20 protein-coding genes are annotated in these 25,167 nt (G+C 70.8%); 12 read left to right on the top strand and 8 right to left on the bottom strand.

The window, feature by feature from the left end:
• The first annotated feature begins 403 nt into the window (after nucleotides 1-403).
• The 4 genes from ACZ4RZ_RS03610 (at nucleotide 404) to ACZ4RZ_RS03595 (ending at nucleotide 7,684) form a co-directional block, all read left to right on the top strand.
• The gene (locus tag ACZ4RZ_RS03610) at nucleotides 404-2,035 is read left to right on the top strand and encodes a serine/threonine-protein kinase (protein WP_467741612.1); all 1,632 of its coding nucleotides are present in this window, start codon (nucleotides 404-406) and stop codon (nucleotides 2,033-2,035) included.
• Nucleotides 2,036-2,127: 92 nt separating this feature from the next.
• Nucleotides 2,128-3,798 (top strand): serine/threonine-protein kinase, encoded by a 1,671-nt coding sequence (locus tag ACZ4RZ_RS03605; RefSeq protein ID WP_467741610.1) that lies wholly within the window; start codon nucleotides 2,128-2,130, stop codon nucleotides 3,796-3,798.
• 298 nt (nucleotides 3,799-4,096) lie between these two features.
• A complete protein-coding gene (locus ACZ4RZ_RS03600; RefSeq protein WP_467741608.1) occupies nucleotides 4,097-5,836 on the top strand; it encodes a succinic semialdehyde dehydrogenase in 1,740 nt (579 codons plus the stop codon).
• Between the two features lie 42 nt (nucleotides 5,837-5,878).
• On the top strand, nucleotides 5,879-7,684 hold the full coding sequence (locus ACZ4RZ_RS03595; protein ID WP_467741606.1) for a GMC oxidoreductase: 1,806 nt from the start codon (nucleotides 5,879-5,881) through the stop codon (nucleotides 7,682-7,684).
• Nucleotides 7,685-7,798: 114 nt separating this feature from the next.
• Here the strand turns inward: ACZ4RZ_RS03595 and ACZ4RZ_RS03590 are convergent, their stop codons facing one another.
• The gene (locus ACZ4RZ_RS03590) at nucleotides 7,799-8,788 is read right to left on the bottom strand and encodes an LAETG motif-containing sortase-dependent surface protein (protein ID WP_467741604.1); all 990 of its coding nucleotides are present in this window, start codon (nucleotides 8,786-8,788) and stop codon (nucleotides 7,799-7,801) included.
• A gap of 215 nt (nucleotides 8,789-9,003) precedes the next feature.
• Between ACZ4RZ_RS03590 and ACZ4RZ_RS03585 the strand changes: the two genes are divergently transcribed.
• On the top strand, nucleotides 9,004-10,155 hold the full coding sequence (locus ACZ4RZ_RS03585) for a hypothetical protein (RefSeq protein ID WP_467741602.1): 1,152 nt from the start codon (nucleotides 9,004-9,006) through the stop codon (nucleotides 10,153-10,155).
• A 583-nt stretch (nucleotides 10,156-10,738) separates the two neighbouring features.
• Here the strand turns inward: ACZ4RZ_RS03585 and ACZ4RZ_RS03580 are convergent.
• Entirely contained in the window at nucleotides 10,739-11,023 is a 285-nt protein-coding gene (locus ACZ4RZ_RS03580) for a chorismate mutase (protein ID WP_399077056.1), read from the bottom strand.
• Between the two features lie 453 nt (nucleotides 11,024-11,476).
• Between ACZ4RZ_RS03580 and guaA the strand changes: the two genes are divergently transcribed.
• Complete coding sequence (gene guaA, locus ACZ4RZ_RS03575) at nucleotides 11,477-13,057, top strand: glutamine-hydrolyzing GMP synthase (protein ID WP_467741600.1); 1,581 nt, start codon at nucleotides 11,477-11,479, stop codon at nucleotides 13,055-13,057.
• Nucleotides 13,058-13,066: 9 nt separating this feature from the next.
• Here guaA and ACZ4RZ_RS03570 read toward each other — a convergent pair whose 3' ends face one another.
• On the bottom strand, nucleotides 13,067-13,540 hold the full coding sequence (locus ACZ4RZ_RS03570; RefSeq protein ID WP_467741598.1) for a pyridoxamine 5'-phosphate oxidase family protein: 474 nt from the start codon (nucleotides 13,538-13,540) through the stop codon (nucleotides 13,067-13,069).
• Nucleotides 13,541-13,600: 60 nt separating this feature from the next.
• Nucleotides 13,601-14,146, bottom strand: coding sequence for a hypothetical protein (locus ACZ4RZ_RS03565; protein WP_467741596.1), 546 nt, complete (start codon nucleotides 14,144-14,146; stop codon nucleotides 13,601-13,603).
• A 164-nt stretch (nucleotides 14,147-14,310) separates the two neighbouring features.
• On the opposite strand from ACZ4RZ_RS03565, the gene ACZ4RZ_RS03560 reads away from it, so the two are divergent.
• Nucleotides 14,311-15,105, top strand: a complete 795-nt coding sequence (locus tag ACZ4RZ_RS03560; protein WP_467741594.1) for a class II aldolase/adducin family protein — start codon at nucleotides 14,311-14,313, stop codon at nucleotides 15,103-15,105.
• 73 nt (nucleotides 15,106-15,178) lie between these two features.
• Here the strand turns inward: ACZ4RZ_RS03560 and ACZ4RZ_RS03555 are convergent, their stop codons facing one another.
• Nucleotides 15,179-16,060: a DUF4429 domain-containing protein gene (locus ACZ4RZ_RS03555; RefSeq protein WP_467741592.1), complete on the bottom strand. Its 882-nt coding sequence runs from the start codon at nucleotides 16,058-16,060 to the stop codon at nucleotides 15,179-15,181.
• A 214-nt stretch (nucleotides 16,061-16,274) separates the two neighbouring features.
• On the opposite strand from ACZ4RZ_RS03555, the gene ACZ4RZ_RS03550 reads away from it, so the two are divergent.
• Together ACZ4RZ_RS03550 and ACZ4RZ_RS03545 are read left to right on the top strand one after the other, a co-directional pair.
• Nucleotides 16,275-17,600, top strand: coding sequence for a hypothetical protein (locus ACZ4RZ_RS03550; RefSeq protein WP_467741591.1), 1,326 nt, complete (start codon nucleotides 16,275-16,277; stop codon nucleotides 17,598-17,600).
• 648 nt (nucleotides 17,601-18,248) lie between these two features.
• On the top strand, nucleotides 18,249-18,779 hold the full coding sequence (locus tag ACZ4RZ_RS03545) for a DoxX family protein (RefSeq protein ID WP_467741589.1): 531 nt from the start codon (nucleotides 18,249-18,251) through the stop codon (nucleotides 18,777-18,779).
• On the opposite strand, the gene ACZ4RZ_RS03540 is transcribed toward ACZ4RZ_RS03545, so the two are convergent.
• Nucleotides 18,776-19,000, bottom strand: a complete 225-nt coding sequence (locus tag ACZ4RZ_RS03540; protein WP_467741587.1) for a hypothetical protein — start codon at nucleotides 18,998-19,000, stop codon at nucleotides 18,776-18,778. The two genes, ACZ4RZ_RS03545 and ACZ4RZ_RS03540, sit on opposite strands and share 4 nt — an antisense overlap.
• Entirely contained in the window at nucleotides 18,987-20,408 is a 1,422-nt protein-coding gene (locus ACZ4RZ_RS03535; RefSeq protein ID WP_467741585.1) for a PspC domain-containing protein, read from the bottom strand. Before ACZ4RZ_RS03535 ends, ACZ4RZ_RS03540 begins: the two co-directional genes overlap by 14 nt.
• 250 nt (nucleotides 20,409-20,658) lie before the next feature.
• Here ACZ4RZ_RS03535 and ACZ4RZ_RS03530 point away from each other — a divergent pair, with 250 nt between their 5' ends.
• Nucleotides 20,659-21,984 (top strand): ATP-binding protein, encoded by a 1,326-nt coding sequence (locus ACZ4RZ_RS03530; protein WP_467741583.1) that lies wholly within the window; start codon nucleotides 20,659-20,661, stop codon nucleotides 21,982-21,984.
• Complete coding sequence (locus tag ACZ4RZ_RS03525) at nucleotides 21,981-22,748, top strand: LuxR C-terminal-related transcriptional regulator (protein ID WP_467741581.1); 768 nt, start codon at nucleotides 21,981-21,983, stop codon at nucleotides 22,746-22,748. The genes ACZ4RZ_RS03530 and ACZ4RZ_RS03525 overlap by 4 nt, the downstream gene beginning before the upstream one ends.
• On the opposite strand, the gene ACZ4RZ_RS03520 is transcribed toward ACZ4RZ_RS03525, so the two are convergent.
• A complete protein-coding gene (locus tag ACZ4RZ_RS03520) occupies nucleotides 22,745-23,575 on the bottom strand; it encodes an L-histidine N(alpha)-methyltransferase (protein WP_467741579.1) in 831 nt (276 codons plus the stop codon). The two genes, ACZ4RZ_RS03525 and ACZ4RZ_RS03520, sit on opposite strands and share 4 nt — an antisense overlap.
• 28 nt (nucleotides 23,576-23,603) lie before the next feature.
• On the opposite strand from ACZ4RZ_RS03520, the gene pdxR reads away from it, so the two are divergent.
• Nucleotides 23,604-25,160 (top strand): MocR-like pyridoxine biosynthesis transcription factor PdxR, encoded by a 1,557-nt coding sequence (pdxR, locus tag ACZ4RZ_RS03515; protein WP_467741577.1) that lies wholly within the window; start codon nucleotides 23,604-23,606, stop codon nucleotides 25,158-25,160.
• The last annotated feature ends 7 nt before the right edge of the window (nucleotides 25,161-25,167 follow it).

Genomic DNA, 25,167 nt, shown 5'->3' with positions numbered 1-25,167 from the left:
CATGATTCAAGCCACCCGTTTTGCCCTGTATGGCGCGTATCCCTTGTTGATTTGCCATGCTTTGTATCTTTTTCAAAACAGGTTGTGGCCGAAATGATCGCCCCTGGCCGCCCGGCCCGACCTGGTCACGCACGCCGACGAACTGGCCGAACTCACCGGCTCCCAGGAGCCGTCGCGCGCCACCGGGCCGCTGGTGTGCCGAGCCGGTCGCTCCTGGATCTTCGTAGACAAGGCGTCCGGCAGGAACACGGGCCAGTCGGAGCTCGGCAAGGCGCCGGACTACCTCCGTGAGAGCGACTTTGCCGGTGGCGAAGTCCGGATGGGCCTCGCGCAGGACCTTCAGCAGATACTTGGCCGGTCGGCGCCCCGGAGCCGATCCGTCCGGTGCGGCATGATGTGGCCCATGGGGACCGAGGGGGAGAACGTCCGTGTGATCGCAGGCCGATACCGGCTGGAGGCCAGGATCGGGCGGGGCGGCATGGGCGTCGTATGGCGTGCCACCGACCAACTGCTCGGCCGCCGGGTCGCGGTGAAGGAACTCGCGGTCGACGACTCGCTCTCGGAGGACGAGGCCCGGCAGCAGCGCGATCGCACCCTGCGCGAGGCCCGCGCCGTCGCGCAGCTGCACCACCCGCACATCATCGTCGTGCACGACGTGGTCGTGGACGACGAACGCCCGTACATCGTCATGGAGTTGATCGACGGCGGCTCGCTCGCCGAACGGATCTCCAGCAACGGCCCTGTCGACGCGCGCGAGGCCGCCCGCATCGGCATCGACCTGCTGGGCGCGCTGCGCCGCGCGCACGACGCGGGTGTTCTGCACCGGGACCTCAAGCCCGCCAACGTCCTGATGGAGGCGGGCACCGACCGTGTCGTCCTCACCGACTTCGGTATCGCCCAGGTCGCGGGCGCGACGACGCTCACCGAGAGCGGGGCGTTCGTCGGCTCGCCCGAGTACACCGCGCCCGAGCGGATGTCCGGGGTCAGGACAGGTCCCGAGTCCGACCTGTGGTCGCTCGGCGCATTGCTGTGCACGGTCCTGAGCGGCGAATCGCCGTTCCGGCGCGATTCGTTGGGCGGCATCCTGCACGCGGTCGTCGTCGACGAGATACGTCCGCCCGCGCAGGCCGCGCCGCTGCTGCCCGTCGTACGAGGGCTGCTTGAGCGCGATCCCGAGCGGCGGCTCGACGCGGCGGAGGCGGAGCGGATGCTGCGCGCCTTCCGGGACACGGGCCGTACACCACGGCTGCAAACCCCGTACACGCCCACGCAGCGTGACGTACCCAGGCCGAAGCCCGTGCCCTCGCCGCCACCGCCTCCTGTCGCCGCGCCTGAGCGCCCGACGAAGCCTTCCACGCGGGGCGTCCTCGTCGCCGCCGCGCTGGTGGCCGCGATGGCCGGGGCGGGGGTGTCGGCTGCGGCGCTGCTGATGAACCATGGCGGGGGCGGTACGCCGTCCCCGGCGAGTACGTCCGCGTCCAGGTCCACGCCGGGTACGTCGGAGAGCGCGTCGGAGTCGACGCCGGCGTCCCCGAGCCCCGTGCCCACCGTCACCGTGACCCGGCAGCAGACGCCGACCACCACCGGTCGCAAGGCGCCTTCGGGATACCGCCTCGCACCGGATCCAGGCGGCTTCTCGCTCGCCGTGCCCGACGACTTCACGCGCGATCCGCAGGGCGAGCGCGTCTTCTACATGTCACCTGGGCAGATCTTCCGCCTCGGCATCAAGGTCGCCGACCCCGAGACGGGCGGCCCGCTCGCGGTGATGCGGCGGGCGGACACCAAGGGGCCCTCCACGAACCCGGGCTACCACGACGGCACCGTCACGAGCACCACGCACAACGGACAGCCCGCCGCGCTCTGGGAGTTCACCTGGAACGGCTTCACCGAGGCGGAGGGCGCACGGCACACCTACGACCTGTGCTGGGAGGAGGGCGGCCGGATGTACGACGTGTGGGTCTCGGCGCCGGTCGGGAAGGTGACGGAGGCGAAGGAGTACTTCGACGTCGCGGTGGACACATTCGTACGTACATAAACGCCGCATAAGAGGCGACGCGCGTCACGGGTCCGTGACTGGAAAGCGGCGGGGCTGGATGCCGGAGCGCTTGCCGCGCTAAGGATGGACCTATGAGCAACAACGGGGGAGTCCCTCACGGATCCGACGAGCCAACGAGTTTCGGTCTGCAACCGCCCCGGCCGGGTGTGCCCGCACAGCAGTCGGGCGGGTCGGCACAGCAGCCCGGCGTTCCGTATCCGGGCAATCCCTATGCCGCGCCCACTCAGGTCGTGCCCGAGCGACAGGCACAGGAGCCGGGAGCCGGCCGACTGATCGCCGGCCGTTACCGGCTCCTCTCCAAGCTCGGCCACGGCGGCATGGGCACCGTCTGGCGGGCTAAGGACGAGACGGTGGACCGTGAGGTCGCCGTCAAGGAGCCGCGCGTTCCGGACCATCTTCCCGAGCGTGAACGCGCCAACGCGTTCGAGCGGATGCGACGCGAGGCGCGTGCGGCGGCGCGGCTCGACCACCCCGCGGTCGTCAACGTCCACGACGTCGCGGTCGTGGACGGACAGCCCTGGATCGTCATGGAGCTGGTGCAGGGCCGCTCACTGGGCGACGCCCTCCAGGAGGGCACGCTGGGCGTGCGCGAGGCCGCGCGCGTCGGTCTGGAGGTCCTCGGCGCCCTGGAGGCCGCGCACGCGGCGGGCGTCCTGCACCGCGACGTCAAGCCCGACAACGTCCTGCTCGGGCGGCACGACCGTGTCGTCCTCACCGACTTCGGCATCGCCCAGATCGAGGGCGAGACCAATCTGACGGACACCGGCGGCTTCGTCGGCTCACCCGAGTACATCGCCCCGGAACGGGTGTTGGGCCAGCGGCCCGGCCCGGCTTCCGACCTCTGGTCGCTCGGCGTGGTGCTCTACGCGGCGACCGAGGGCGTCTCCCCGTTCCGCCGCAGCAACACGCCCGCCACGCTCCAGTCGGTCCTCAACTCCACGCCCGCGCCGCCCGCTTCGGCGAACGGCTCGCTCGCGGAGGTGATCAACGGCCTGCTCGACAAGGACCCGTCCCGGCGCCCCGACGCGGCCCGGGTCCGCCGCCTCCTGGAGACGGCCGCGCAGCCGCCGGCACCGGCGCCGACGCAGGTCGTGCAGATCGCGGGACCGGGCGGCAAGGGGCTGCGGATCGGCCGTAAGACCCTGTTCGGCCTCGGCGCGGCCGTCGTCGCGGCCGCGGTGGCGGCGTACCTGGTGATCGCGAACCCGTTCGCGGGACCGCTGCCGGACGACTGGAAGACGCGGCACGAGGCGGATGTCGCCGCGACGCTGGCGTTTCCCAAGGACTACCAGAGATCCACGCCGGACCGGAGCTCGGACAAGAGGCACTGGGTCACGTACACCGACTACAGCGGGAGCATCTGGATCGGCCTGACCCTCGCCAAGAAGTCCGAGGACACGAGCAAGCAGATCAAGGATTCCGCGCGGGCAGAAATGTACGCCGACGACGGCGAGTTCAAGGACAGCGGCGCGTACGACCTGAGCATGCCCGAGGGCCCGAAGACGACCCCCGAGGGGAACACGACGTACCACGGTAAGGAGTCCGCCGAGAACACGGTCGTCTACACGACCACCGACAGCCAGAACCCCCGCCTCCGCGAACTGAAGATCTTCTACTACAAGTCCGCGGCGGGGGACATGTACAAGCTCACGATCAGCTACCCGGGCAAGGGCGACTTCACGGCCCGGGGCCGTGAAGTCGCCAAGGCGGCGATCGCGAACTTGGACATCGACAAGTTGTAAGAAAGCTTCTTCGGACGGGCGTTCAGACGGGTCGGGTGCTGCTCGGCAGCCGCAGGATGGCTATCAGGGCGCCGAGCTGGCTCGGGCCAGTGGTGAGGATGGCCTCCGGCTCGTCGCTTTCGCGGAGGAGGATCGTTCCGGCGGGAGTGTCCAGGAGTGACCAACCCGTGATCGTCGGACGAACAACGCCCTGATCAGCGCGTTTGTTGCCAGCGATCACTGGCGCCGTGTGTGCACTCCGTGAAAGCCGATTACCGACGGGTACCCAAAGGGGCCGGGCGGGCATACCCTGCGGCTCATGACGGACTCGCAGGCCGCGGAGCAGGCCAAGGAAGACGCCGGTACGGAAGCCCCCGGCACGGACGCCACGGACGATGCCGGCGGCGCTGCCGTCACGGACGACGCCGGCGGCGCTGCCGTCACGGACGACGCCGGCGGCGCTGCCGCCACGGTAGGTACCAACCCCCTCGCCTCCGCCCCCACCGGCGCCCGCACCGCCGTCGACGTCGTCACGCCCGAGCTGGTCGCGCAGCTCACCAAGGGTGTCGTCGGGTCCGGACGGACCGCCAACCACACGCCGTTCACCGGTGAGAAGCTGGCGGACCTGCCCGAGTCCACCCCCGAGGACGTCGCGAAGGCCTTCGAGCGGGCCCGCGCGGCGCAGGTCGCCTGGGGGGCCACCCCCATACGGCAGCGCGCCGCCGTCCTCCTCCGCTTCCACGATCTGGTGCTCGCCCGCCAGGCCGAGGTGCTGGACCTCATCCAGCTGGAGACCGGCAAGGCCCGCCTGCACGCGCACGAGGAGGTGCAGGCCGTCGTCGTGGCCGCCCGGCACTACGGGCGCAAGGCACCGTCGTACCTGCGTCCCAAGCGGCACACCGGCGCCGTCCCCACCCTCACCAAGGTCACCGAGCTCCGCCACCCGCGGGGCGTCGTCGGCCAGATCGCGCCCTGGAACTACCCCCTGGAGCTGTCCGTCGGCGACGCGCTCCCCGCCTTCGTCGCGGGCAACGCCGTCGTGATGAAGCCCGACACGGAGACTTGCCTGACCGCCCTGTGGGCGCGCGACCTGCTCATCGAGGCCGGGCTGCCCGCCGAGGTCTTCCAGGTCGTCATCGGGGACGGTCCCGTCGTCGGGCCGGAAGTGGTCAAGCACGCCGATTACGTCTCCTTCACCGGTTCGACCCGCACCGGGCGCGAAGTTGCCCAGGGCGCGGCCGCCCGTCTCGTCGGCGTCTCCCTCGAACTCGGCGGCAAGAACGCCATGGTGGTCCTGGAGGACGCCGACATCGACAAGGCCGCCGCGGGCGCCGTCCGCGCCTGCTTCTCCTCCGCCGGCCAACTCTGCATCTCCATCGAGCGGTTGTACGTCCACGAGTCCATCGCCGACGCGTTCACCGAGCGCTTCGCCGCGCGGACCAAGGCCATGCGGCTCGGCAAGTCCCTCGCGTACGGGGCAGACATGGGCTCGCTGGTCGGGGAACGGCAACTGGAGACCGTGACGCGGCATGTGGAGGAGGCCGTGGCGAAGGGCGCCAAGCTCGTCGCGGGTGGTGTGGCCCGGCCCGACATCGGCCCCTACTTCTTCGAGCCCACCATCCTCGACGGGGTGGAGGCCCCGATGGCCGTCTGCGCCGAGGAGACCTTCGGGCCCGTCGTCTCCCTCTACCGGTTCAAGACCGAGGACGAGGTCGTCGAGCTCGCCAACTCCACGCCGTACGGCCTCAATTCGTCCGTCTGGACCAAGGACGGGCGCAGGGGGCGCGCGGTCGCGGCGCGGCTGCGCACCGGCACCGTCAACGTCAACGAGGGCTACGCCCCCGCGTACGGCAGCGTCCAGTCGCCCATGGGCGGCATGAAGGACTCCGGCCTCGGCCGCCGCCACGGCTCCGAGGGCATCCTCAAGTACACCGAGGCGCAGACGGTCGCCCAGCAGCGACTGCTGCCGATGGCGCCGTCGCTCGGCATGGACGACGAGAAGTACGCGGCGTTCATGAGCCGGAGCCTCAAGGTCATGAAGGCGTTCCGTCTTCGCTGAGCCTCAGCAGTCCTCAACAGTTCTCAATGAGGAGAGCAGCACGTGTCACAGGAGAACTCTGCCCAAAACCAGGGTGACGGCGCTTACGACTACGACGTCATCGTCGTAGGCTCCGGCTTCGGCGGCTCCGTCACCGCCCTGCGCCTGACGGAGAAGGGGTACCGCGTCGGCGTCCTCGAAGCGGGCCGCCGATTCACCCGCGACGCATTGCCGAAGAACTCCTGGGACATCAAGAACTATCTCTGGGCCCCGAAGCTCGGCATGTACGGCATCCAGCGCATCCATCTGCTGGGCAATGTGATGGTCCTCGCGGGCGCCGGTGTCGGCGGTGGGTCCCTGAACTACGCCAACACCCTCTACGTACCGCCGAAGCCCTTCTTCGAGGACCGGCAGTGGAAGGACATCACGGACTGGGAGGGGGAGTTGAAGCCGTACTACGACCAGGCCCGGCGCATGCTGGGCGTGCGGCTCAACCCGACCATGACGCCGTCGGACGTGCATCTCAAGGCGGCCGCGGAGCGGATGGGCGTCGGCGACACCTTCCACATGGCGCCGGTGGGCGTCTTCTTCGGGGACGGGGAGGACGCCGACGGGGCGGTGAAGGCCAAGGCCGGTGAGGAGGTCGCCGACCCGTACTTCGGCGGCGCCGGCCCCACCCGCAAGGCCTGCACCGAGTGCGGCGAGTGCATGACGGGCTGCCGCCACGGCGCGAAGAACACCCTCAACGAGAACTATCTGTACCTGGCCGAGAAGGCGGGCGCCGTCGTGCACCCGATGACGACCGTCGTGTCGGTCACGGACGATTCGCAGGGCGGGTACGCCGTCCAGACGCTCCCCACGGACGAGAAGCGCAAGGGTCAGGGACGAACCTTCAAGGCGCGCCGGGTCGTCCTCGCGGCCGGCACCTACGGCACGCAGACCCTGCTGCACCGTATGAAGACGGGCGGCCAACTGCCGTACCTCTCGCAGAAGCTGGGCGAGCTGACGCGCACCAACTCCGAGGCGCTGGTGGGCGCGCAGACCGACAACCGCCGCTATCGCAAGGCCACCGGTGAGCCGATGGTCGACTTCACACGCGGAGTCGCCATCACGTCGTCCATCCACCCCGACGAGAACACCCATATCGAGCCGGTCCGCTACGGCAAGGGATCCAACTCGATGGGCGGGCTCTCCATTCTCCAAGTCCCTTACGCGGAGGGCTCGTCGAGGGTCCTGGGCTGGCTGGCCAACGCCGCCAGGCACCCGCTGCTGGTGCTGCGCTCGCTCTCCAACCGCCGCTGGTCCGAGCGGACGATCATCGGTCTGGTGATGCAGTCGCTCGACAACTCGCTGACGACGTATCTGAAGCCCAAGGGTGCCGGAAAGGGCCTGTTGACGGCACGTCAGGGCCACGGGGCGCCCAACCCCAAGCAGATCAGGGCGGCTTCGGAGGGCGCCTCGGCGATCGCCGCCGAGATCAACGGCTTCGCGGGCAGCAACGTGGGCGAGCTGATGGGGACGCCGCTCACCGCGCACTTCCTGGGCGGCTGCCCGATCGGTGCCAGTGCCGAGGAGGGCGTCATCGACCCGTACCACCGGCTGTACGGTCACCCGGGCATCTCCGTCGTCGACGGTGCCGCGGTCTCCGCCAACCTCGGCGTCAACCCGTCGCTCACCATCACCGCCCAGGCCGAGCGCGCGATGTCGTACTGGCCCAACAAGGGCGAGGCCGACCCGCGTCCGGCGCCCGGCGCGGCGTACGAGCGTCTCAAGCCGGTGGAGCCGCAGCACCCCGCCGTCCCCGCGGACGCGTTCGGCGCGCTGAAGCTGCCGTTCCTGGGGATGCCAACGGTGCCGCCGAAGTCGTAACCCGCCACCACTGACGTACCCCGTACATACGACGAAGGACCTGCGCCCCCCTCCGAGCGCAGGTCCTTCTTCTTGTACGAGGCGTGATGCCGACGTGTGCTGTGTCCGGCCGCCTTACGCGGTCGCGTCACCCGACTTGCGGCGACGGACCACGAACACCGCACCGGCACCGGCGACGACGGCGAGACCGCCGGCGAGGCCGATCATCGGCAGGGCGGAGCTGGAGCCGGTCTCGGCGAGGCTGCCGTCGACCTCCGGCGTGTTGCTCTTGTCGGCCGGCTTGTCCGAGACCGGAGCCTTGCCGCCTTCCTGCGGCTTGGTGCCGTCGGTGTCCGTGCCGGCGGCGACGATCTGGAACTTGTACGCGACCTCGCCGAAGCCCGTGCACTCGGCGTCGGCGTCGCCGTAGATGCTGGCACCGAGCGAGAAGCCGGCGCCGACCGGGGCGCTGGACTTGACGTTGATACGGAGCGGGATGTTGACCTCGTAGTCGGGCTTGAGCTCGTCGGTGTAGCCGACGAAGCCGACCGCGTAACCCTCGGAGTCGACGTCCTCCCAGACCTTGTCGCCCGGGTTGTAGGCCTGGAGCTGGACCTTCTTGCTCTGGAAGAGGTCCTCACCCGCCTTGTCGGAGGACGCGCCGGCGAAGAAGCCGAGGTCGCTCAGGGTGGACTCGGAGTTGTTGGCCACGTTCAGGGAGAACTTGTGCCAGCCGCTGCCCGCCGCGATCTTGCCGGGCAGGCCCGTGATGGACACGTCGACCTTGGAGTCCTCGCACTCGGACGGCTCCGGGTCCGGCGACTCCGACTCCTCGGGCGCGGAGGTGCTCGGCGCCGGGGTGGTCGCGGTGTCGGTCGGGGTGGGGGTGGCGGAGGCCGGAGGAGTTTCGGTCTCGGTCTCGGCCGGGGAGCTGGGCGGCGCGGGAGTCGTCTCGGTCTCGGTGGGAGTCGGGGTCGCCGACTCTCCCGGAGTCTCGGTCGCCGACTCGGTTGCGGTCGGGGTGGGGCTCTCGTCCGTCGCGAACGCGGCCGGCGCCGACAGCAGCGCCAGCGGGGCTATGACAGCCGTCGCGGCCGCAACGGCCATGGCACGGCGAAGCTTCATGAAGACCTCGGAAAGTCCGGGTGCACCGCGGCTTCGCGGCGCTCGTATGGGTGAGGCCTCCGCGTGTGGGGCGCGGGTGTGGCCGTTGGTTCTGCAGGTGTGACCGGTGAAGGCTGTGAATGGTTGCGCCCCGCTTCACGGAAATTTTATGTGGGCTGAGTCACATCCGAGTGCGCCTTGTGGACAGCCTTTCGAACCGCTTAGAACTGACCCTCGTGTCTGACAAGCAGCCTGAGGAAACCGGGGAAACCGGGGAGCCCGCCGTCCCTGACGATGTGTGGGAGCGGTTCGCCCGCGACAGCGAACGCGACATCCGGCAGTCGGCCCCGAAGGAGCCGTCCGCGCGGGCGCGCATGGTGACGGAGCGGCTGCGGCAGCAGGAGGCGCGGGGGGCTCAGCCGGAGGGCTGGCGAACGGGTCCCGCGTGGCAGGAAAAGAACGCTCGCGCGACCCGGCGCCGTCGCCTGTGGGCGATCATCGGCGTGCCGCTCGCGATCGCGCTGGCGGTCGTGGCGATGAAGCCGTCGCTGCTGCCCGGCGATCCGTTCGGCACGTCGTCCGGCGACCCGGCGGCCGCCGCCTCGCTGCCGCCGGAAACGGCGCCCCCGACCGCGCCGCCGTCCTCCGCTGCGCCCGACACCCCCACGCTGGACAGGCCGTTCGCCGGATCGCCCGCCGAGGGCTGGGCCGACGGCGCGGCCGGCATCGTCGTACCGAAGGCCGCTCCGGTCGGCTCACTGGCCCGGGCTCAGGTGGCCACCGCCCTGCGGCAGACGAAGACCCTGCTCGTCGACGCGAACCTCAACCCGGCCACACTGCGCGGCGATCGCCCCGAAACCGCGCTCGCCACCCTCGACCCCAAGCAGCCCGAGCTGCTCGACGACGTGAAGAGCCGGCTGCGCGAGCCGGGCAAGAAGCACGATCCGCTGGCGCTCTTCAGCCGCTTCGATCCCGGCGAGACGCGACTGGTCGGGGACGTGGTCAAGACGCGCGGCCGTATGACGTTCAAGGCGGGCGAGCGCGGGTCCGTCGCCGTCCACGTCGACTACACCTTCGTCTATCCGGTGGCCCCCGCCGACAAGGGCTCGACCGAGGTGACCCGCACCATCGTGCGCCGCGTCCTCGACGTGGAGGTCGTCGACCCGAGGAAGTACCAGGCCACCCCCGGCAAGTTGTGGATCCTCCGGTACGACCAGGATCTGGCCAATTCCGCGTGTGACGTCTACGACGGTTTCCTGCACCCGCAGTTCGCCTCGTCCGCTCCCACGGGCGCGCCCCCGACCGGGCCCACCACCGACCCGTACGACCGCAGCCGCGACATCGGGCACTCCGCCACGGACACCTGCGGGACGGTGTCCCGCACCTGAGCGTCGAAGGCGGAGAGCGACGGGCATGGCGAAGGGCCCCGCGGGACGGAGCCGCGGGGCCCTTCTTCGTCAGCACCGACGTCAGGGCAGCGCCGGTGCCTGGGAGCGGCGCCGGGGGGTTGCGCCGCTGGTACGGGGGTGAACACCGGGTCGTGCGCCCCGGCGCGCGAGGGGCGCGCACGTGGTGTCGACCATTGGCAGTCGGGACTTGGAGCTGTTCTCTCGGGCTGTTCTCGCATCGTGCTGGATGGGCAACGGCCTTCGCAACCGCCTGGACCACCTCTGAACAGATTCCGCCGGTCGGCCCCGGGCGTCCCCGGAGCCGACCGTTCTCTTGAGTGACCGGGCTGCTGTCCCCTGCCGTCCGGTCACATCCCTGGAGCGAGGTCCCACGACGCACGGCACGATCCGTACGCCTCATCGCTCCAGCGAAGCCACGCGTGGTTCTTTCGGGCCCGCCCCTGGCTGACACGGACACCGGGACCAACGAAGCCCGCGGCGCGGCGGTCACGCGCCGTACGGGTGAGACGGAATGCGTACGTGCGTGCGCCGTGTGCGGGTTCATGTGCCGCGCGCGTGGGGTTCAGATGCGGCCCCGGCACAGCTCCAGCAGTGTCATGGCCAGCGTGGTGCCCGGCTTGCCCAGCGCGTCCCTGAAGTGGCCGAGGATCTCCATCTCGCGCGAGAGGTTCACCCGGCGGCCGCCGGAGGCGATCCGGGCCTCCTGGATCACCGCCGAGACAGCCATCCGTTCCTGGACGAGACCGATGATCCGGTCGTCGAGGGCGTCGATGCGCTCACGGGCGCCGGTGATCACGTCGGCGGCCTCGTCGGTGCGGGCGCCGGTCTTGTCGAGTACGTCGGCCATGGTGGGGCTCCTTGGTGGAGGGGGTGCCCCGGGGCGGCAGGGCCCGGAAACGACAGGCGCCCCGGGCCTTGTCGGCCCGGGGCGCCTGGGAAGTCGCTTGTCAGTTGCTCAAGCAGCACGACCATGGCAGCCGGTGGGCCGGTTGCCATAGGTAAACGCGAAGGTCTGGTGCGTGAGCATGCGAACAGTATGCCCGCGGGGGCGGGCGGGGTCCAAGCGGGTTCGGATGCTGAGATCCGGGGGGGGTGCGCCCCTAAAGGGGCGCGGGGAACTGCGCGACAAGCCCCCACCGGCCCGCAGTCAAGGAACGACCCGGCGGGGTCTGGGGCGGAGCCCCAGGTACGGGTCGGGTAGGGGCGGAGGGGGCGAAAAAACAGCCGTAGGCGCCCCCGCCCCAGCCCCCGGTAGAATCGGCAGCACACACACCCCTTGCTCACCGCCGGAAGGCAAACCGTGCCAGAAGCGTCCCCCGCCGCCCCCGACACCGTCCTGGTCGTCGACTTCGGTGCGCAGTACGCCCAGCTCATCGCCCGTCGTGTCCGCGAGGCCCGGGTCTACAGCGAGATCGTGCCGAGCACCATGCCGGTCCAGGAGATGCTCGCCAAGAACCCGGCGGCGATCATCCTCTCCGGCGGCCCCTCGTCGGTGTACGCGGAGGCCGCCCCGCGCCTGGACCGCGCGATCTTCGAGTCCGGTGTCCCCGTCTTCGGCATGTGCTACGGCTTCCAGCTGATGGCGACGACCCTCGGAGGCACGGTCGACAACACCGGCGCCCGCGAGTACGGCCGTACACCGCTGCACGTCTCGAAGCCCGGCTCCACCCTCTTCGAGGGCACCCCGGACGAGCAGTCGGTGTGGATGTCGCACGGCGACGCCTGCTCCGCCGCCCCCGAGGGCTTCACCGTCACGGCCTCCACGGACGTCGTCCCGGTCGCGGCCTTCGAGAACGACGAGAAGAAGCTGTACGGCGTCCAGTACCACCCGGAGGTCATGCACTCCACGCACGGCCAGCAGGTGCTGGAGCACTTCCTGTACCGCGGCGCGGGGCTCACCCCCTCCTGGACCACCGGCAACGTCATCGACGAGCAGGTCGCGCTCATCCGTGAGCAGGTCGGCACCAAGCGCGCCATCTGCGGTCTGTCCGGCGGCGTGGACTCCGCCGTCGCCGCCGCCCTCGTGCAGAAGGCCATCGGCTCCCAGCTGACCTGCGTGTACGTCGACCACGGTCTGATGCGTGAGGGCGAGACCGAGCAGGTCGAGAAGGACTTCGTCGCGGCCACCGGCGTACAGCTGAAGGTCGTGGACGCGGAGGAGCGCTTCCTCGCCGCGCTGGCCGGGGTATCCGACCCCGAGGAGAAGCGGAAGACCATCGGCCGCGAGTTCATCCGGGTCTTCGAGCAGGCGCAGGCGGAGATCATCGCCGAGGCGGCGGAGGGCGAGGACGTCGCCTTCCTCGTCCAGGGCACGCTCTACCCGGACGTGGTTGAATCCGGCGGCGGCACCGGCACGGCCAACATCAAGTCCCACCACAACGTGGGCGGCCTCCCCGAGGACCTCGAGTTCGAGCTCGTCGAGCCGCTGCGCAAGCTGTTCAAGGACGAGGTCCGGATGGTCGGCCAGGAGCTCGGCCTGCCGGACGAGATCGTCCAGCGCCAGCCGTTCCCCGGCCCCGGCCTCGGCATCCGTATCGTCGGCGAGGTCACCAAGGAGCGGCTCGACCTGCTCCGCGAGGCCGACGCGATCGCCCGCGAGGAGCTGACCGCCGCCGGTCTCGACCGCGACATCTGGCAGTGCCCGGTGGTCCTGCTCGCGGACGTCCGCTCCGTCGGCGTCCAGGGCGACGGCCGGACCTACGGCCACCCGATCGTGCTCCGTCCGGTGTCGAGTGAGGACGCCATGACGGCCGACTGGTCGCGCCTGCCGTACGACGTCCTCGCCAAGATCTCGACGCGGATCACGAACGAGGTCGCGGACGTCAACCGCGTCGTCCTCGACGTGACCTCCAAGCCCCCGGGCACCATCGAGTGGGAGTGACGCCCCGGCTCACTTCCGCCTGAGAGCGCGCACCGGCTCTCCTGGCTTCCAGATCTCGACGACCAGATACGCGTCGTCCTCGACGTAGGTCCGTACGACCTCCGTCAGCTCGGTGCGGAAGAGGTGGAACGGCTGCGGCGGTTCCACCTCTTTCACGTACCCGGCCTTCGTCGTCGGATCGTCGACCTCGATCGCCCGCCCGCTGATCCGGACGTCGCCTCCCGCCATCTCCGTGCCCGGCCCCGGGTTCGCCTGGAGCGCGAAGCGCGGGTCGCGGCGTAGGTCGAGCGCCTTGAGCGAGTTCGGCATCATGCCGAGCCAGAGCTCGCCGTGCAGAAAGCGGACTTCGAGTCCGGTGGTTCGGGGCGAACCGTCCTTGCGGAGGGTCGCGAGGACGTGGTGGGTGAAGCTTCCGAAGCGGTCCTCGATCTTCTTCGCGAGGTCGGGTTCGGCGGTGGTGAAGGCTGCCCAGTTCGACGTCATACGGGGAGTGTGGCGTGGATACCCGACATCTTCTGTCCGGTTTCCTGGGCCCACTGAAGGTCAGACGGCCGTGTGGACACGGCGGGCGAGTTTCCGGCGGCGGGCGACCTCCAGATACAGGCAGCCCATGAACAGGGCGTCCGAGGCGGCGAAGCCCGCGAGTGCCGAACGCCAGCCGTAGACGAGAAACCACAGGGCGATGAAGAGGGCGCAGCCCGTCATGATCACCACTCGGGACCGCACGCTCAGATCGTCGGCCATGGCGTCGAGCTCGATCCGGTCCCTCAGCCGGCGGAGCGCCTGCGCCGCCTCCGGCAGCGGTCTGAGGGTGCCGGGACGCAGTCCCGGGACCGATCCGGAGTCCTGCGGTCGCGTGTCCGCCGACTCGGCCGACTTGGACGACTCAGCCGACTCGACGCGTACGAGGTGGACCTGCAGTGCCCGGCCCACTCGGTGCGCCTCCGCGTAACGGAATCCGTGCTGTTCGGCGACATATGTGAGCACCGCGAGCCGGCGCGGAGAGCCGCCGAGATCGCTGAGGACGACGAAGTCCCGCTCCGCGAGCTGCCGGAGCAGGGCGAGGATCCTCCGCTCTGCGCGGTTCATGCGCGCCTCCTGGGTTTCACCTGGTCGCAGGCATCGATTCATCCAGGCAGACAAGTGACCTCGGGCCACGGTTGTGCTCATGTCTTCACCGAACTGCTCTGTTCTCCTGCGCTGACCGGGGGTAACTTCCGCTCAGTACCGAACACGCCAGTGCTGGAGGACATATGCACGGGCCCATCCCGCCGCTGCCCCTGCCCACCGACCAGCTGCGGTTCGCCATGCCGCCGATGCACGAGTCGCCGGAGGACGAACGGCGGCACCGCAAGGAACGGCTGGCCGGAGCGCTGCGGATCTTCGGGCGGTTCGGATTCGAGGACGGGGTCTCCGGGCACATCACGGCGCGCGACCCGGAGTACAGCGACTGCTTCTGGGTGAACCCCTTCGGGATGCCGTTCAAGCACGTCACTGTGAGCGACCTGGTCATGGCCAACCAGGACGGGCAGGTGATCGAGGGCCGCTACCACGTGAACCAGGCGGCGTTCACCGTGCACACCCAAGTGCACGCCGCCCGGCCCGATGTCGTCGCCGTCGCCCACTGCCACTCCGTGCACGGGCGCGCCCTGTCCGCGCTCGGCGACCTGCTCGACCCGATCACTCAGGAGAGCTGCGCCTTCTACCAGGACCACGCCCTGTACGACGCGTACACGGGTGTCGCCGTGGATGCCGAGGAGGGGCGCCGGATCGCCGCCGCGCTCGACACCCGCAAGGCGCTCGTACTGCGCAACCACGGGCTGCTCACCGTCGGCGGCTCGGTCGACGCCGCCGCCTGGTGGTTCCTGTCGATGGAGCGGTCGAGCCAGGTGCAGCTCACCGCGAAGGCCGCAGGGCGGCCGATCCTGATCGACCACAAGCAGGCGGTGGCCACCCGTGAACAGCTCGGCGGCGACCTCGTGGCGTGGATCAACTACCAGCCGCTGTGGCAGGACATCAGCCGCAGCGAACCGGATCTGCTGTCTTGAGACGCCAGGACCTGTCCGGCGGATCAGGACCCGCGTCTTCGCCATGATCCGCCGGGACAGGCCCTGGGGCCGTCTAGAAGCCGCGCAGTACCGCCGCCTTCGTCGTCGCGAACTCCTCGTCCGTCAGCACGCCGTCGCGGTGCAGCTCGCCCAACTCCCGCAGCCGGCGCAGGAGTACGTCGTGATGATCGGACTGCGGCGGTACGGCGGAGGCGAGCTGGGGGTGGTCCACGTACTCCCCGGTGCGGGTGGACGGATGCGGCAGGCGTGCGGTGACCGCGGTGGCGACGAGCGCCGTGAGGAGGTCGCGGCGGGCGCTGCCCCACAGGTCGAGGGCGTACGGGTCCTTCTCGGGCGGCAGTTTGGAGAAGACCGTCTCGCGCGTCACGAAGCGCAGAAAGCCGTCCTCGTAGCCGGAGTTGGGCAGCCACTCCACCTGCACCAGGTCGCCCACGGCGATGATCCGCGGGCCGGTCGCCCGCTTGACCCGGTCGGAGGTGTCCGCCCAGTCGATCCGCACCTGCGTGCCGTCGAAGGAGACCGTGCCGTCGCTGGAACGGACGGACACCGGGACGGGTGGGCCGGACAGGAGATAGGTCTTCGCCGGCTCCTTGGGGATCTGGTCCAGGAGCATCGCGCGGCGGATCTCCTCGGCGACGTACTCGGCGACCCCGGAACGGTCGATGTCGACCGTGAGCTTGTAGGGGTCCGCCGCCTCGGGCAGCCGCCCCCCGGTCGCCTGCAGGAGCGGGTCGGCGCCCTCGCGGAGCCTCAGGCGCAGGCGGCCGCGCTTGCGTTCGGGCTCGTAGACGATGCCTGATACCGCCTCCAGGGGAACGGCGATCTCTCCGTACGTCTGCCGGAACAGCGGCACGGAGCGGTGGAGTCCCGGCGTGATCCTGACCGTGTTGCCGTCGAAGGCCCAGGTCCCGTCGCGCTGGATGATCTCGGCCATAGAGAAATTCTCGCAGCCGGGTCAACACGGGGTAACCGCGCTTCACCCGCCTGACCAGACCTGGCGGATGCGGGCGGTGTTTCGTACGGCACAATGCGCTGTCATCGCGGGGCAGTTGTAAGGCAGTTGTACGGCAGGGCAGTTGTACGGCAGTCAGGCGTACGGAAGGTCTGGCCGCACGGGAGTTCTCGGCGCGGGGAAGGCGGCAGCGGACGTGGCGGTGCAGGAGGCGAGACACGGTGCGGGGCGGGGTGCCGGGGGTGGTTCCGGGCGTGGTTCCGGGCAGGGGGCGGACCAGGGTGCGCACGAGGGTGGCTGCACCTGTGGGGACTGCCCGCACGGGGCGCGTGCGGGACACCGGCGCGCTGTCGCCGAATTCCTCGCGAAGCGCGACGAGTTGGCGTCCGGGCACGGGCTGCCCGCTGCCGTCGCGCACTCGGCCTCCGCGTCCCGGCAGTGGGTCTCCGACGAGCTGACACAGTCCGCCGACCTCGTCGCCGAGCGCGGGCGGGTCGAGGGCGAGGCGTGGCTGGGACGGTTGTGGCGGTACACCGCGTACGCGGCCTGGGGTGCCGCCGTGGCGCTGCTCCTGGTGCAGGCGCTCACCGCGATCGGCGGGGGGTGGACGGCCGCGCGGACGGCCGGGCTGCTCGCGGCGGTCGTCCTGGCCGGACTGCTGACGGGTGCGGCCTGGCTGCACCGGGCTCGTGGGGGCGCCCTCGCCCCCGTCATCGGCGAGGACAATCGTCTCTCGACCTCGCGTGCGGTGGCGGCCGGGTGGGTGCTCTTCGTGGTGTTCGCGGTGCTCGTGCTGGTGGGGCAGCTCGCGGCGGCCTCCGCGCACCGCTCGCGGGACGAACTGATCGCCGGTCTCGAACTCGCCCGGGGCGCCGGTGTGGTGACCGTCGTCGCCGTGGTGTGCGGGATCGCGGTGCTGGTGCGGCGGGTGGTGGGGTTGCGGGTGCTGGGGCAGCGCCTGCAGAAGGTGCGTGCGGATCGGCCGCGCGCCGCCGATCTGCTGACCGACGACTCCGGGCGGGGCAGTTTCGCCGACATCCAGTACGTCGTGATCAGCGGGGTGGCTCTCGCCTTCGCGGCGGTGCTACTGGCTCGGCGGCCCTCGCGGTTGCCGGATCTGCCCTGGGGGCTGGCGCTGCTGGTGCTGGTGTCGGCCGCCACGTATCTCGCGGGGAAGTACGCCGAGGGCGGGCGTCCCGTGATCCTCTCCGTCGTCCGCGCCCGCGAGGCGGGCGACCTGGACGCGCCGATCCGCACCGGTGACGACATCGAGATCCGGGGGGCCGGGTTCGTGCCGCCCGGCGCGCAGACGGCCGATCGGTTGTCGCGGATGGTGGTCCGGATCGGGGCGGTGCATGTACATGTGCCGTTGGTGCCGGTGGCCGGGGGGTTCAGCAACCCCACGGATGCGGTGCTGACTGTGCCTGTGCCGGTGGATGTGGAGCCGGGGCGGGTGGAGGTGCAGGTGGTGACGGCGGCCGGGGTCGAGACGAACCGGTGCGCGATCGATGTGACGGACTGAGGGGCGTCGCGCCGTCTCGCGGTCCGTTTCGCCGTTCCGCCGTCTCGCGGTCCGTTCCGCCGTTCCGCCGTCTCGCGGTCCGTTTCGCTGTTCCGCCGGTGGGTGGTTGCGCCGTTCCGCCGGTGGGTGGGTCGGGGCCGTGCCGGTACATCCGCCCCGTCGCCGGTGGCAGATCGCTTGGCTTTCATGGCTCTGCCTGTTGGCAACCACGTAAGCGACGGGGCATGTGATGTACCGGCACGGCCCCTTCCGTGGTCTGGCGACTGCGGGTGCGTGGGGGGCGTGCGTCGGTGCGTTCGGGTGGGTGCGACCGGCGAGCGTGGGCGGGTGCGTCCCACCCACCCCGCGGGTCCCTTCTCATACCGGCCGGCACGCCTCCCTTCCCCCGGCCGGGGCTTGATCTCTCAGCCCGTCCGGCGTTTGAGGACGAGGCCGTTCAGGCCGAAGCGGGGGTCTGGGGGTGGCAGTCCCCGGGTACGGGACGGGGTAGGGGCGGAGGGGGCGAAAAACGCGGTGGCGGGTGGCTGTGGAGGTGCGGCCGGGTGAAGGAAAAGAAAACGGGCTCCCAGGGATTGAGCGGGGGCCCGTTGGCGTACGTATGGTCTGTTTGAGGAGTCAACAGCACGTGGCGAGAGGCGGCGGAGAGCGATGACTCACGGTATGCGGACGGATACCCACACCCCCTATCTCGACGAGAGGCGGGACTGGCGGGACTCCGCCACCCGTTACGCCCTGTTGCCCCTACGCGTCTTTCTCGGCGTCACCTTCATCTACGCCGGCCTCGACAAACTCACCAACAGCGCCTTCATGAAGGACTCCGGCGCGGGCTCGATCGGGGACATGATGCGCACCGTGCGTGACTCCTCGGCCATCCCGGCCCTGGTCGACCTGTCCCTGAAGAACCCCGTCGGCTTCGGCTACGCCATCGCCTTCGGCGAACTGGCCGTCGGTATAGGCACGTTGATCGGCCTGCTGGCCCGCCTCGCCGCGGTGGGCGGAGCCCTCATCTCCCTCAGCCTGTGGCTGACGGTGAGCTGGGCGTCCGACCCGTACTACTACGGCAACGACCTCGCCTACCTGATGGCCTGGCTTCCTCTCGTTCTCGCGGGTGCTTCGGTCTTCTCCGTGGACGCGGCCCTGCGAGCCCGGCGCAGGCAACGCGCCGGGGCGTATCGCTAGGCGCTCAGGTCCGGCGGCCTGGGTTCGGCGCGGCGCCTGCGCAGGCCGTGGGTCAGAAGGGCGACCACGCCGGCCAGGCAGAGGCCGCCCGTGACGACGGGGATCACCACGAACCAAGGGGTCTCCCAGGCGCCCCCCGCGTCACCGGCGTAGACGACGCCCGCGACGGTGAGGAAGAAGCCCGCGACCAGCTTTCCCGGCTGGAACTCATGACGTAGCACGGGTCACCTCCGCCTGCCCCACGCCCACATGCAGGTCGAGGTCGAGCGTGCCGCCGTTCTTGCCGGCGGTCGTGGGTGACAGCGTCACCTGCTTGGACTTGCCCGGCTCCACGTCCACGTCCTTCTTGTCGTCGCCCGGCAGCTGGATGTCTCCGACGCCCACGTCCACATTCAGCTTCACGGTCGCGTCCTTGGGGATGACGACCTTGAGCCGGCCCACGCCCACTTCGGCGCTCGTCGTCACCGTCTGGCCCTTGGCCAGGTTGAGATGGGTGAGGTCCAGGGTGCCGACGCCCGTGCCGAGGTCGTAGTTCTTCTGGAGCTGGGCGGTGGCAGTGGGTGTCCAGTCCTTTCGTGTCCAGTGCGTGCTGATGTCCTTGGGGAGCGCCGCGGAGGCGGCCAGCAGGGCCGCCGTGAGCACCGCCAGGAAGATCGATCCCGCGCCCGTACGTCCGAGGAAGGCGCTGATGGTTATGCCGAGGCCGAGCACGATCAGCGCGCAGGCCAGGCCGGCCTGCAGGCTGGTGCCGAGAGCGTGGTCGTCCCAGGTGAGACCGGTGCCGAGGCCTCCCGCGAGGAGCGCGAGCAGGAAGACCCAGCCGCCGATCCAGCGGGGGCCGCGCGGCTTCGGCTGCCGTGTCGCGCGCTGGTCGCGTATGTCCTGTCGCGTCGTGCCGCGGGCGATGTTGACCGCCGCCGCGACATCCCGGTCCCGTGCGTCCTCCGGTCCCCAGAGATAGCCGGTGCCGCCCACGTGCGATCCGTCCTTGACGATCGGGTCGCGCCACCAGGAGGGGTAGGAGGCGGGCACGGGCGGTGCCTGCGCCTCGGGCGGGGCGTCGGCGACGGCCTGGGCGGCGAGTGGGTCGGGGTCGGGGGCGCCGCGCTGCTGCGACCAGTACCCCGCGCCGGCCAGGAGGAGGGAGAGGACGACGGCGAAGGTCAGCACCCCGCCGTTGTTGAGCATGGAGAGGAGCACTCCGCAGCCGACCAGCGCGAAGAGCACGGCCGTCAGTGCCTGGCCGTCCACGCGGCCGGTGAGCAGCTTGCGTACCTCGTTCTCCTCCTCGTCGTCGTACGGGACGAACAGCCACACGAAGCCGTAGAAGATGAGGCCGATGCCGCCGGTCGCGGAGAGCACCGCGAGCACGATCCGGAAGATCACCGGGTCCATTTCGCAGTGCCGGCCGAGACCGGCGCACACCCCGCCCAGCATCTTCTGCCGGTGGTCGCGCCGGAACTTGCGCGGGACCTCGGGCGCGGCCGGGTCCTCGTGCGCGCGCGGCTCCTCACCCTTGGCGGGGCCCGGTGCGGGCGGCACGGCGTCCCGCGGCCCGGTGCCCGGCGGTGGGGCACCCGGGCCGGGGCCGGGATCCGGCTCCGCTGCCGCGTGCTGCTGATCTGTCATGTGTCCATGGTGACGGGCGAGGAGGCGCGACGGCAGTCGGGATGACCCTGGCCGAACCCTGATATCGGCCCTGACGGGGGCCGGGGACGGGCTTCGCCCACCGGCTTCCTGAGGATCGATCACCGGCTTCCGCGATCGATCACCGGATTCCCGAGGTTCGATCACCGGTTTCCCGAGCGTCGAGCGATGGTTTTCCGAGCATCGGCCGGTGGTTTTCCGAAGATCAGGGGCGTCTCGGGGGTCGACCCTGATGCCCGGGCCCGCCAAGCGTGTGAACATCGATGGCATGCCGGAAGCCGCAGCCCTGCCCCTGGACGACCCGCGGCCCACGCGCAAGCTCTACCGCAGCAGCGACGGACGCTGGCTCGGGGGCGTGGCGCGAGGGCTCGCCGGGCATCTCGGGCTGCCCGTGATCTGGGTGCGGCTCGTGTTCGTCGGACTGTTCATGGCGGACGGGCTGGGAGCGCTGCTGTATGCGGCGTTCTGGTTCTTCGTGCCCCTCGGCGTCGGCGGCGTCGGTTCCGGGCGTACGCCGGCCTTCAGCACCGAGACCGCCCCCGACGGCCGCCGCAGGCTGGTGGCCCGCAAGCCGGACAAGGGCCAGATCGTGGCCCTGCTCCTGATGGTCGTCGTGGCCATGGTCTTCGTCGGCAATGTGAACCTCGGCGGGGGAGCCAAGGCGTATCTGTGGCCGACGGTTCTCGTCGGCGCGGGCGTCGCCCTGGTCTGGCGCCAGGCGGACAACGCGCGGCGGGCCCGCTGGATGGAGGTGGGCCGCCGCCGCCGTACGCTCACGCTGCTGCGTTCCGCGGCGGGCGTCCTGCTGGTCACGGCCGGAGTCTCCGGAATATTCGTCCTCCAGGGCTCGGCCGCCCACCTCGGCTCGGTGCTCCAGGCCGCCCTCGCGGTCCTCGTCGGCATAGCGCTCCTCGCGGGCCCCTATCTCGTGCGCATGACCCAGGACCTCTCCGAGGAGCGCCTGATGCGCATCCGCGCCCAGGAGCGGGCCGAGGTCGCCGCCCACGTCCATGACTCCGTGCTGCACACCCTGACCCTGATCCAGCGCAACGCGGACAATGGCAATGAGGTACGACGGCTCGCCCGCGCCCAGGAGCGAGACCTGCGCGCCTGGCTCTACAAGCCGGAGGGGACCGGGAAGGACGAGGCCGACGAGCCCGACACCCTCGCCGAGGCGGTCCGACGCCATGCCGCCGAGGTCGAGGACAAGCACGGCGTCCCGATCGAGGTCGTGGTCGTCGGTGACTGTCCGCTCGACGAGGGCCTGACCGCACAGATGCAGGCCGCGCGGGAAGCGATGGTGAACGCGGCCAAGTACGGTGGCGAGGGCGGCGCGGTGCAGGTCTACGCCGAAGTCGAGGGCAGGACGGTCTTCGTGTCCGTCCGCGACCGCGGCCCCGGATTCGACCTCGACGCGATACCCGCCGACCGCATGGGCGTTAGAGAATCGATCATCGGCCGCATGGAGCGCAACGGCGGTACGGCGCGACTGCGCGCGGTGCCGGACGGCGGCACGGAGGTCGAGCTGGAGATGGAGAGGGCGGAGAAGACGTCATGAGCGACGCTAACGGGCCTGTGGAGTCCGGCAGTTCTGCGGAGGAGACCCCTTCGGCCGCCGCAGCGGCCGTGGACGCGGCCGAGTCGGCCGGTGCCGGGGGCGGGCGTCGTGTGCGGGTCGTGCTCGTCGACGACCACCGGATGTTCCGTACGGGCGTGCAGGCCGAGATCGGGCAGACCGAGCGGACCGGTGTCGAGGTGGTCGGCGAGGCCGCCGACGTCGACCAGGCGGTCACCGTCATCACGGCCACGCGGCCCGAGGTCGTCCTCCTCGACGTCCATCTGCCGGGCGGCGGCGGTGTCGAAGTGCTGCGCCGCTGCGCCCCGTTGATGGCCGACGCCGAGCAGCCGGTCCGCTTCCTCGCGCTGTCCGTGTCGGATGCCGCGGAGGACGTCATCGGGGTGATCCGCGGCGGCGCCCGGGGTTACGTCACCAAGACGATCACCGGCACGGACCTCGTGGACTCCATCTTCCGCGTCCAGGACGGCGACGCGGTCTTCTCGCCCCGCCTGGCCGGATTCGTCCTCGACGCGTTCGCCTCGACCGACGCCCCGCCCGTGGACGAGGACCTCGACCGCCTCACCCAGCGCGAGCGCGAGGTCCTCCGCCTCATCGCCCGTGGCTACGCGTACAAGGAGATCGCCAAGCAGCTGTTCATCTCCGTCAAGACGGTCGAGTCCCACGTCTCGGCGGTACTGAGGAAGCTCCAGCTCTCCAACCGGCACGAGCTGACGCGCTGGGCGACGGCACGGCGGCTGGTCTAGCCGACGGCATCACCGGGGTTCACGGCGAGGGCCTTGAAGAACGTGTAGTGGAAGGTGCCGTCGGCGGTGGCCGCGCGGTGCAGGTCGGCGATGCCCCGCGCCCAGTCCGACGGGGTCATCAGGCCCGCGGCGAGGGCGTCTTCGCGTACGGACTCGATCATGGCGATGAAGGTGTTGCGGGTGAAGCCGTTCAGCAGGGCGGGGCGGGAGCGGTCCGCGTAGACCGTGCGGGGACGGACCACGACGTCCGCGTAGCCGGCGCCGGTGAGGAGCGGGTGCAGCTCGCGGCCGATCAGCGCGTTGCCGCCCGCCGTGGACTGGAGCTGGACCTGGCAGTCGATCGCCGCGTGGGCGTACGCGCTGTCGGGGTGGAAGAACGTCGAGCCGTGGTCGCCCTCGATGACGGTGAGGGTGCCGCCCGGGCGCAGCACGCGGCGCAGGCCGGTGAGGGCGTGGCGCGGGGCGGCCAGGTGTTCCAGGACGAAGCAGACGAAGACGTGGTCGAAGGAGGCGTCGGGGAAAGGGAGTTCGAAGAGGTTCGCCTGGTGCCAGGACACCTGCGCGTCGGGGGACTGGGCCGTCACACGGGCGCGGGCCTGGGCGAGGGAGTCGGCCGAGATGTCGACCGCCGTGAAGTGCGCCCGAGGGCTCGCCGTCACCAGGTGCGCCGTCTGCGCGCCCACCCCGCAGCCGACCTCGAGAACCCTGCTGCCCGCGGGGTAGGCCGTGCCCGAGTGCAGCAGCGCCGCCAGCGTGTCGGCCTGGTCGCCGAGGCGGCGGGTCTCGTGGGCGGAGTAGCCGTGTACGTAGTCGATCGGCGTGGTCATGAGTCGAGCTTCGGTCGACAATGGCTCGGTGAACAGGTCCAATGGCGACCCGGCTGACAGGTCCATAGGCAGCGAATCGGCAGGGTCCGACTTCCTCCAGCTCGACATCGACGACGCTCCGTTCGGCGGTCGTGCCGACTGGCTGGCGGGAGAGCTGCGGCGGGCGATCGCCGACGGACGGCTGCCGCTCGGGAGCCGGCTCCCGGCGACCCGGATCCTCGCCGCCGAGCTCCGCGTCTCGCGTGGGGTGGTGACGGAGGCGTACCAGAGACTGTCGGAGGACGGTCATGTGGCGGGCCGGGGCCGCAACGGGACGGTCGTCGTGGCGGCGCCCGCGCTGCCGGCGGACCCGGAGCGGGCTCGCGACCCGGCGCGGCGCGAATGTCCTGCCGTCGCCACCGACACCCTGCCCTTCGGAACTCCTCGACTCGTCGCCCCTGAGGGAGTGTTCACCACCCCACCCGGTGACGACATCTTCGACCTGATCCGATCAGCCCCTGCCCGTGTCGACCTCTCGCCCGGCGTCCCCGACCTCACGGCATTCCCGCGGGCGGCCTGGCTGCGCGCCGAGCGGGAGGTGTTGGCGGGGCTGCCCGCATCGGGGTTCGGGTACGGGGATCCGCGGGGGACACCGGAGTTGCGGCGGGCCGTGGCGCACTGGCTGGCGCGGAACCGGGGGATCAGGGCCGAGCCCGACGAGGTGATCGTCGTGGCGGGGACCGCGCAGGCGCTGGCGCTGATCGGACAGGTGTTGCGCGAGGACGGGACCGAGGAGATCGCCGTGGAGGACCCCGGCTCGCTCGGGGTCCGGCAGCATCTGCGGCGTCAGGGGCTCCGTACCCCGCCCGTGTCCGTCGACGCCGAGGGTGTCCGGGTGGACGAACTGCGGGCGCACCGAGCCGTGCTGCTCACGCCGGCGCACCAGTTTCCGACCGGAGTCGTGCTCGGGGGCGCGCGGCGCCGGGCGCTGATGCGATGGGCAGGGGACGGCGGGCTGATCGTGGAGGACGACTACGACGCCGAGCACCGTTACGACCGGCCGCCCGTGCCCGCGCTGCGGTCGATGCTGCCCGAACGGGTCTGGTACGCGGGCAGCGTGTCCAAGCTGCTGGCTCCCGCGCTCCGTACGGGATGGGTGCTCGCGCCGCCCCGCCACCACGACGCGCTGGTGTCGGCGAAACGCTTCGCCGACCTCGGCAACGCCGCCCTGCCCCAGCTCGTACTCGCCCGGCTCATGGAGTCGGGCGAACTGGAGCGGCATCTACGGCTGTTGCGCCGCCGGCACAGGCGCCGCCGCGACGCCATGATCACGGCGATCCGCGACCACCTGCCGGGCGCGGTCGTGCACGGCGCCGCGGCGGGACTCCACCTGCTGATCACCTTCGAGGGAGGCCGGGCGCCCACATGGACGGACACCGACCTCGCCGCCGCCTCCCTCGCCCGCGGCGTCAAGGCCCATCCGCTCTCCTGGCACCGCCACCGCCCGGGCCCGCCCGGACTGCTCCTCGGCTACGCCGCGTCCCCGGCCACGGCCATCGCCGAGGGAGTGGCCGCGATCGGCGATGCGCTAGGAGACCTCCACTGAGAGTCCA

The sequence above is a fragment of the Streptomyces sp. NPDC027189 genome, from assembly GCF_055566975.1.
The sequence above is the reverse complement of the archived record's forward strand: the minus strand, read 5'-3'. Positions and strand labels throughout refer to the sequence as shown.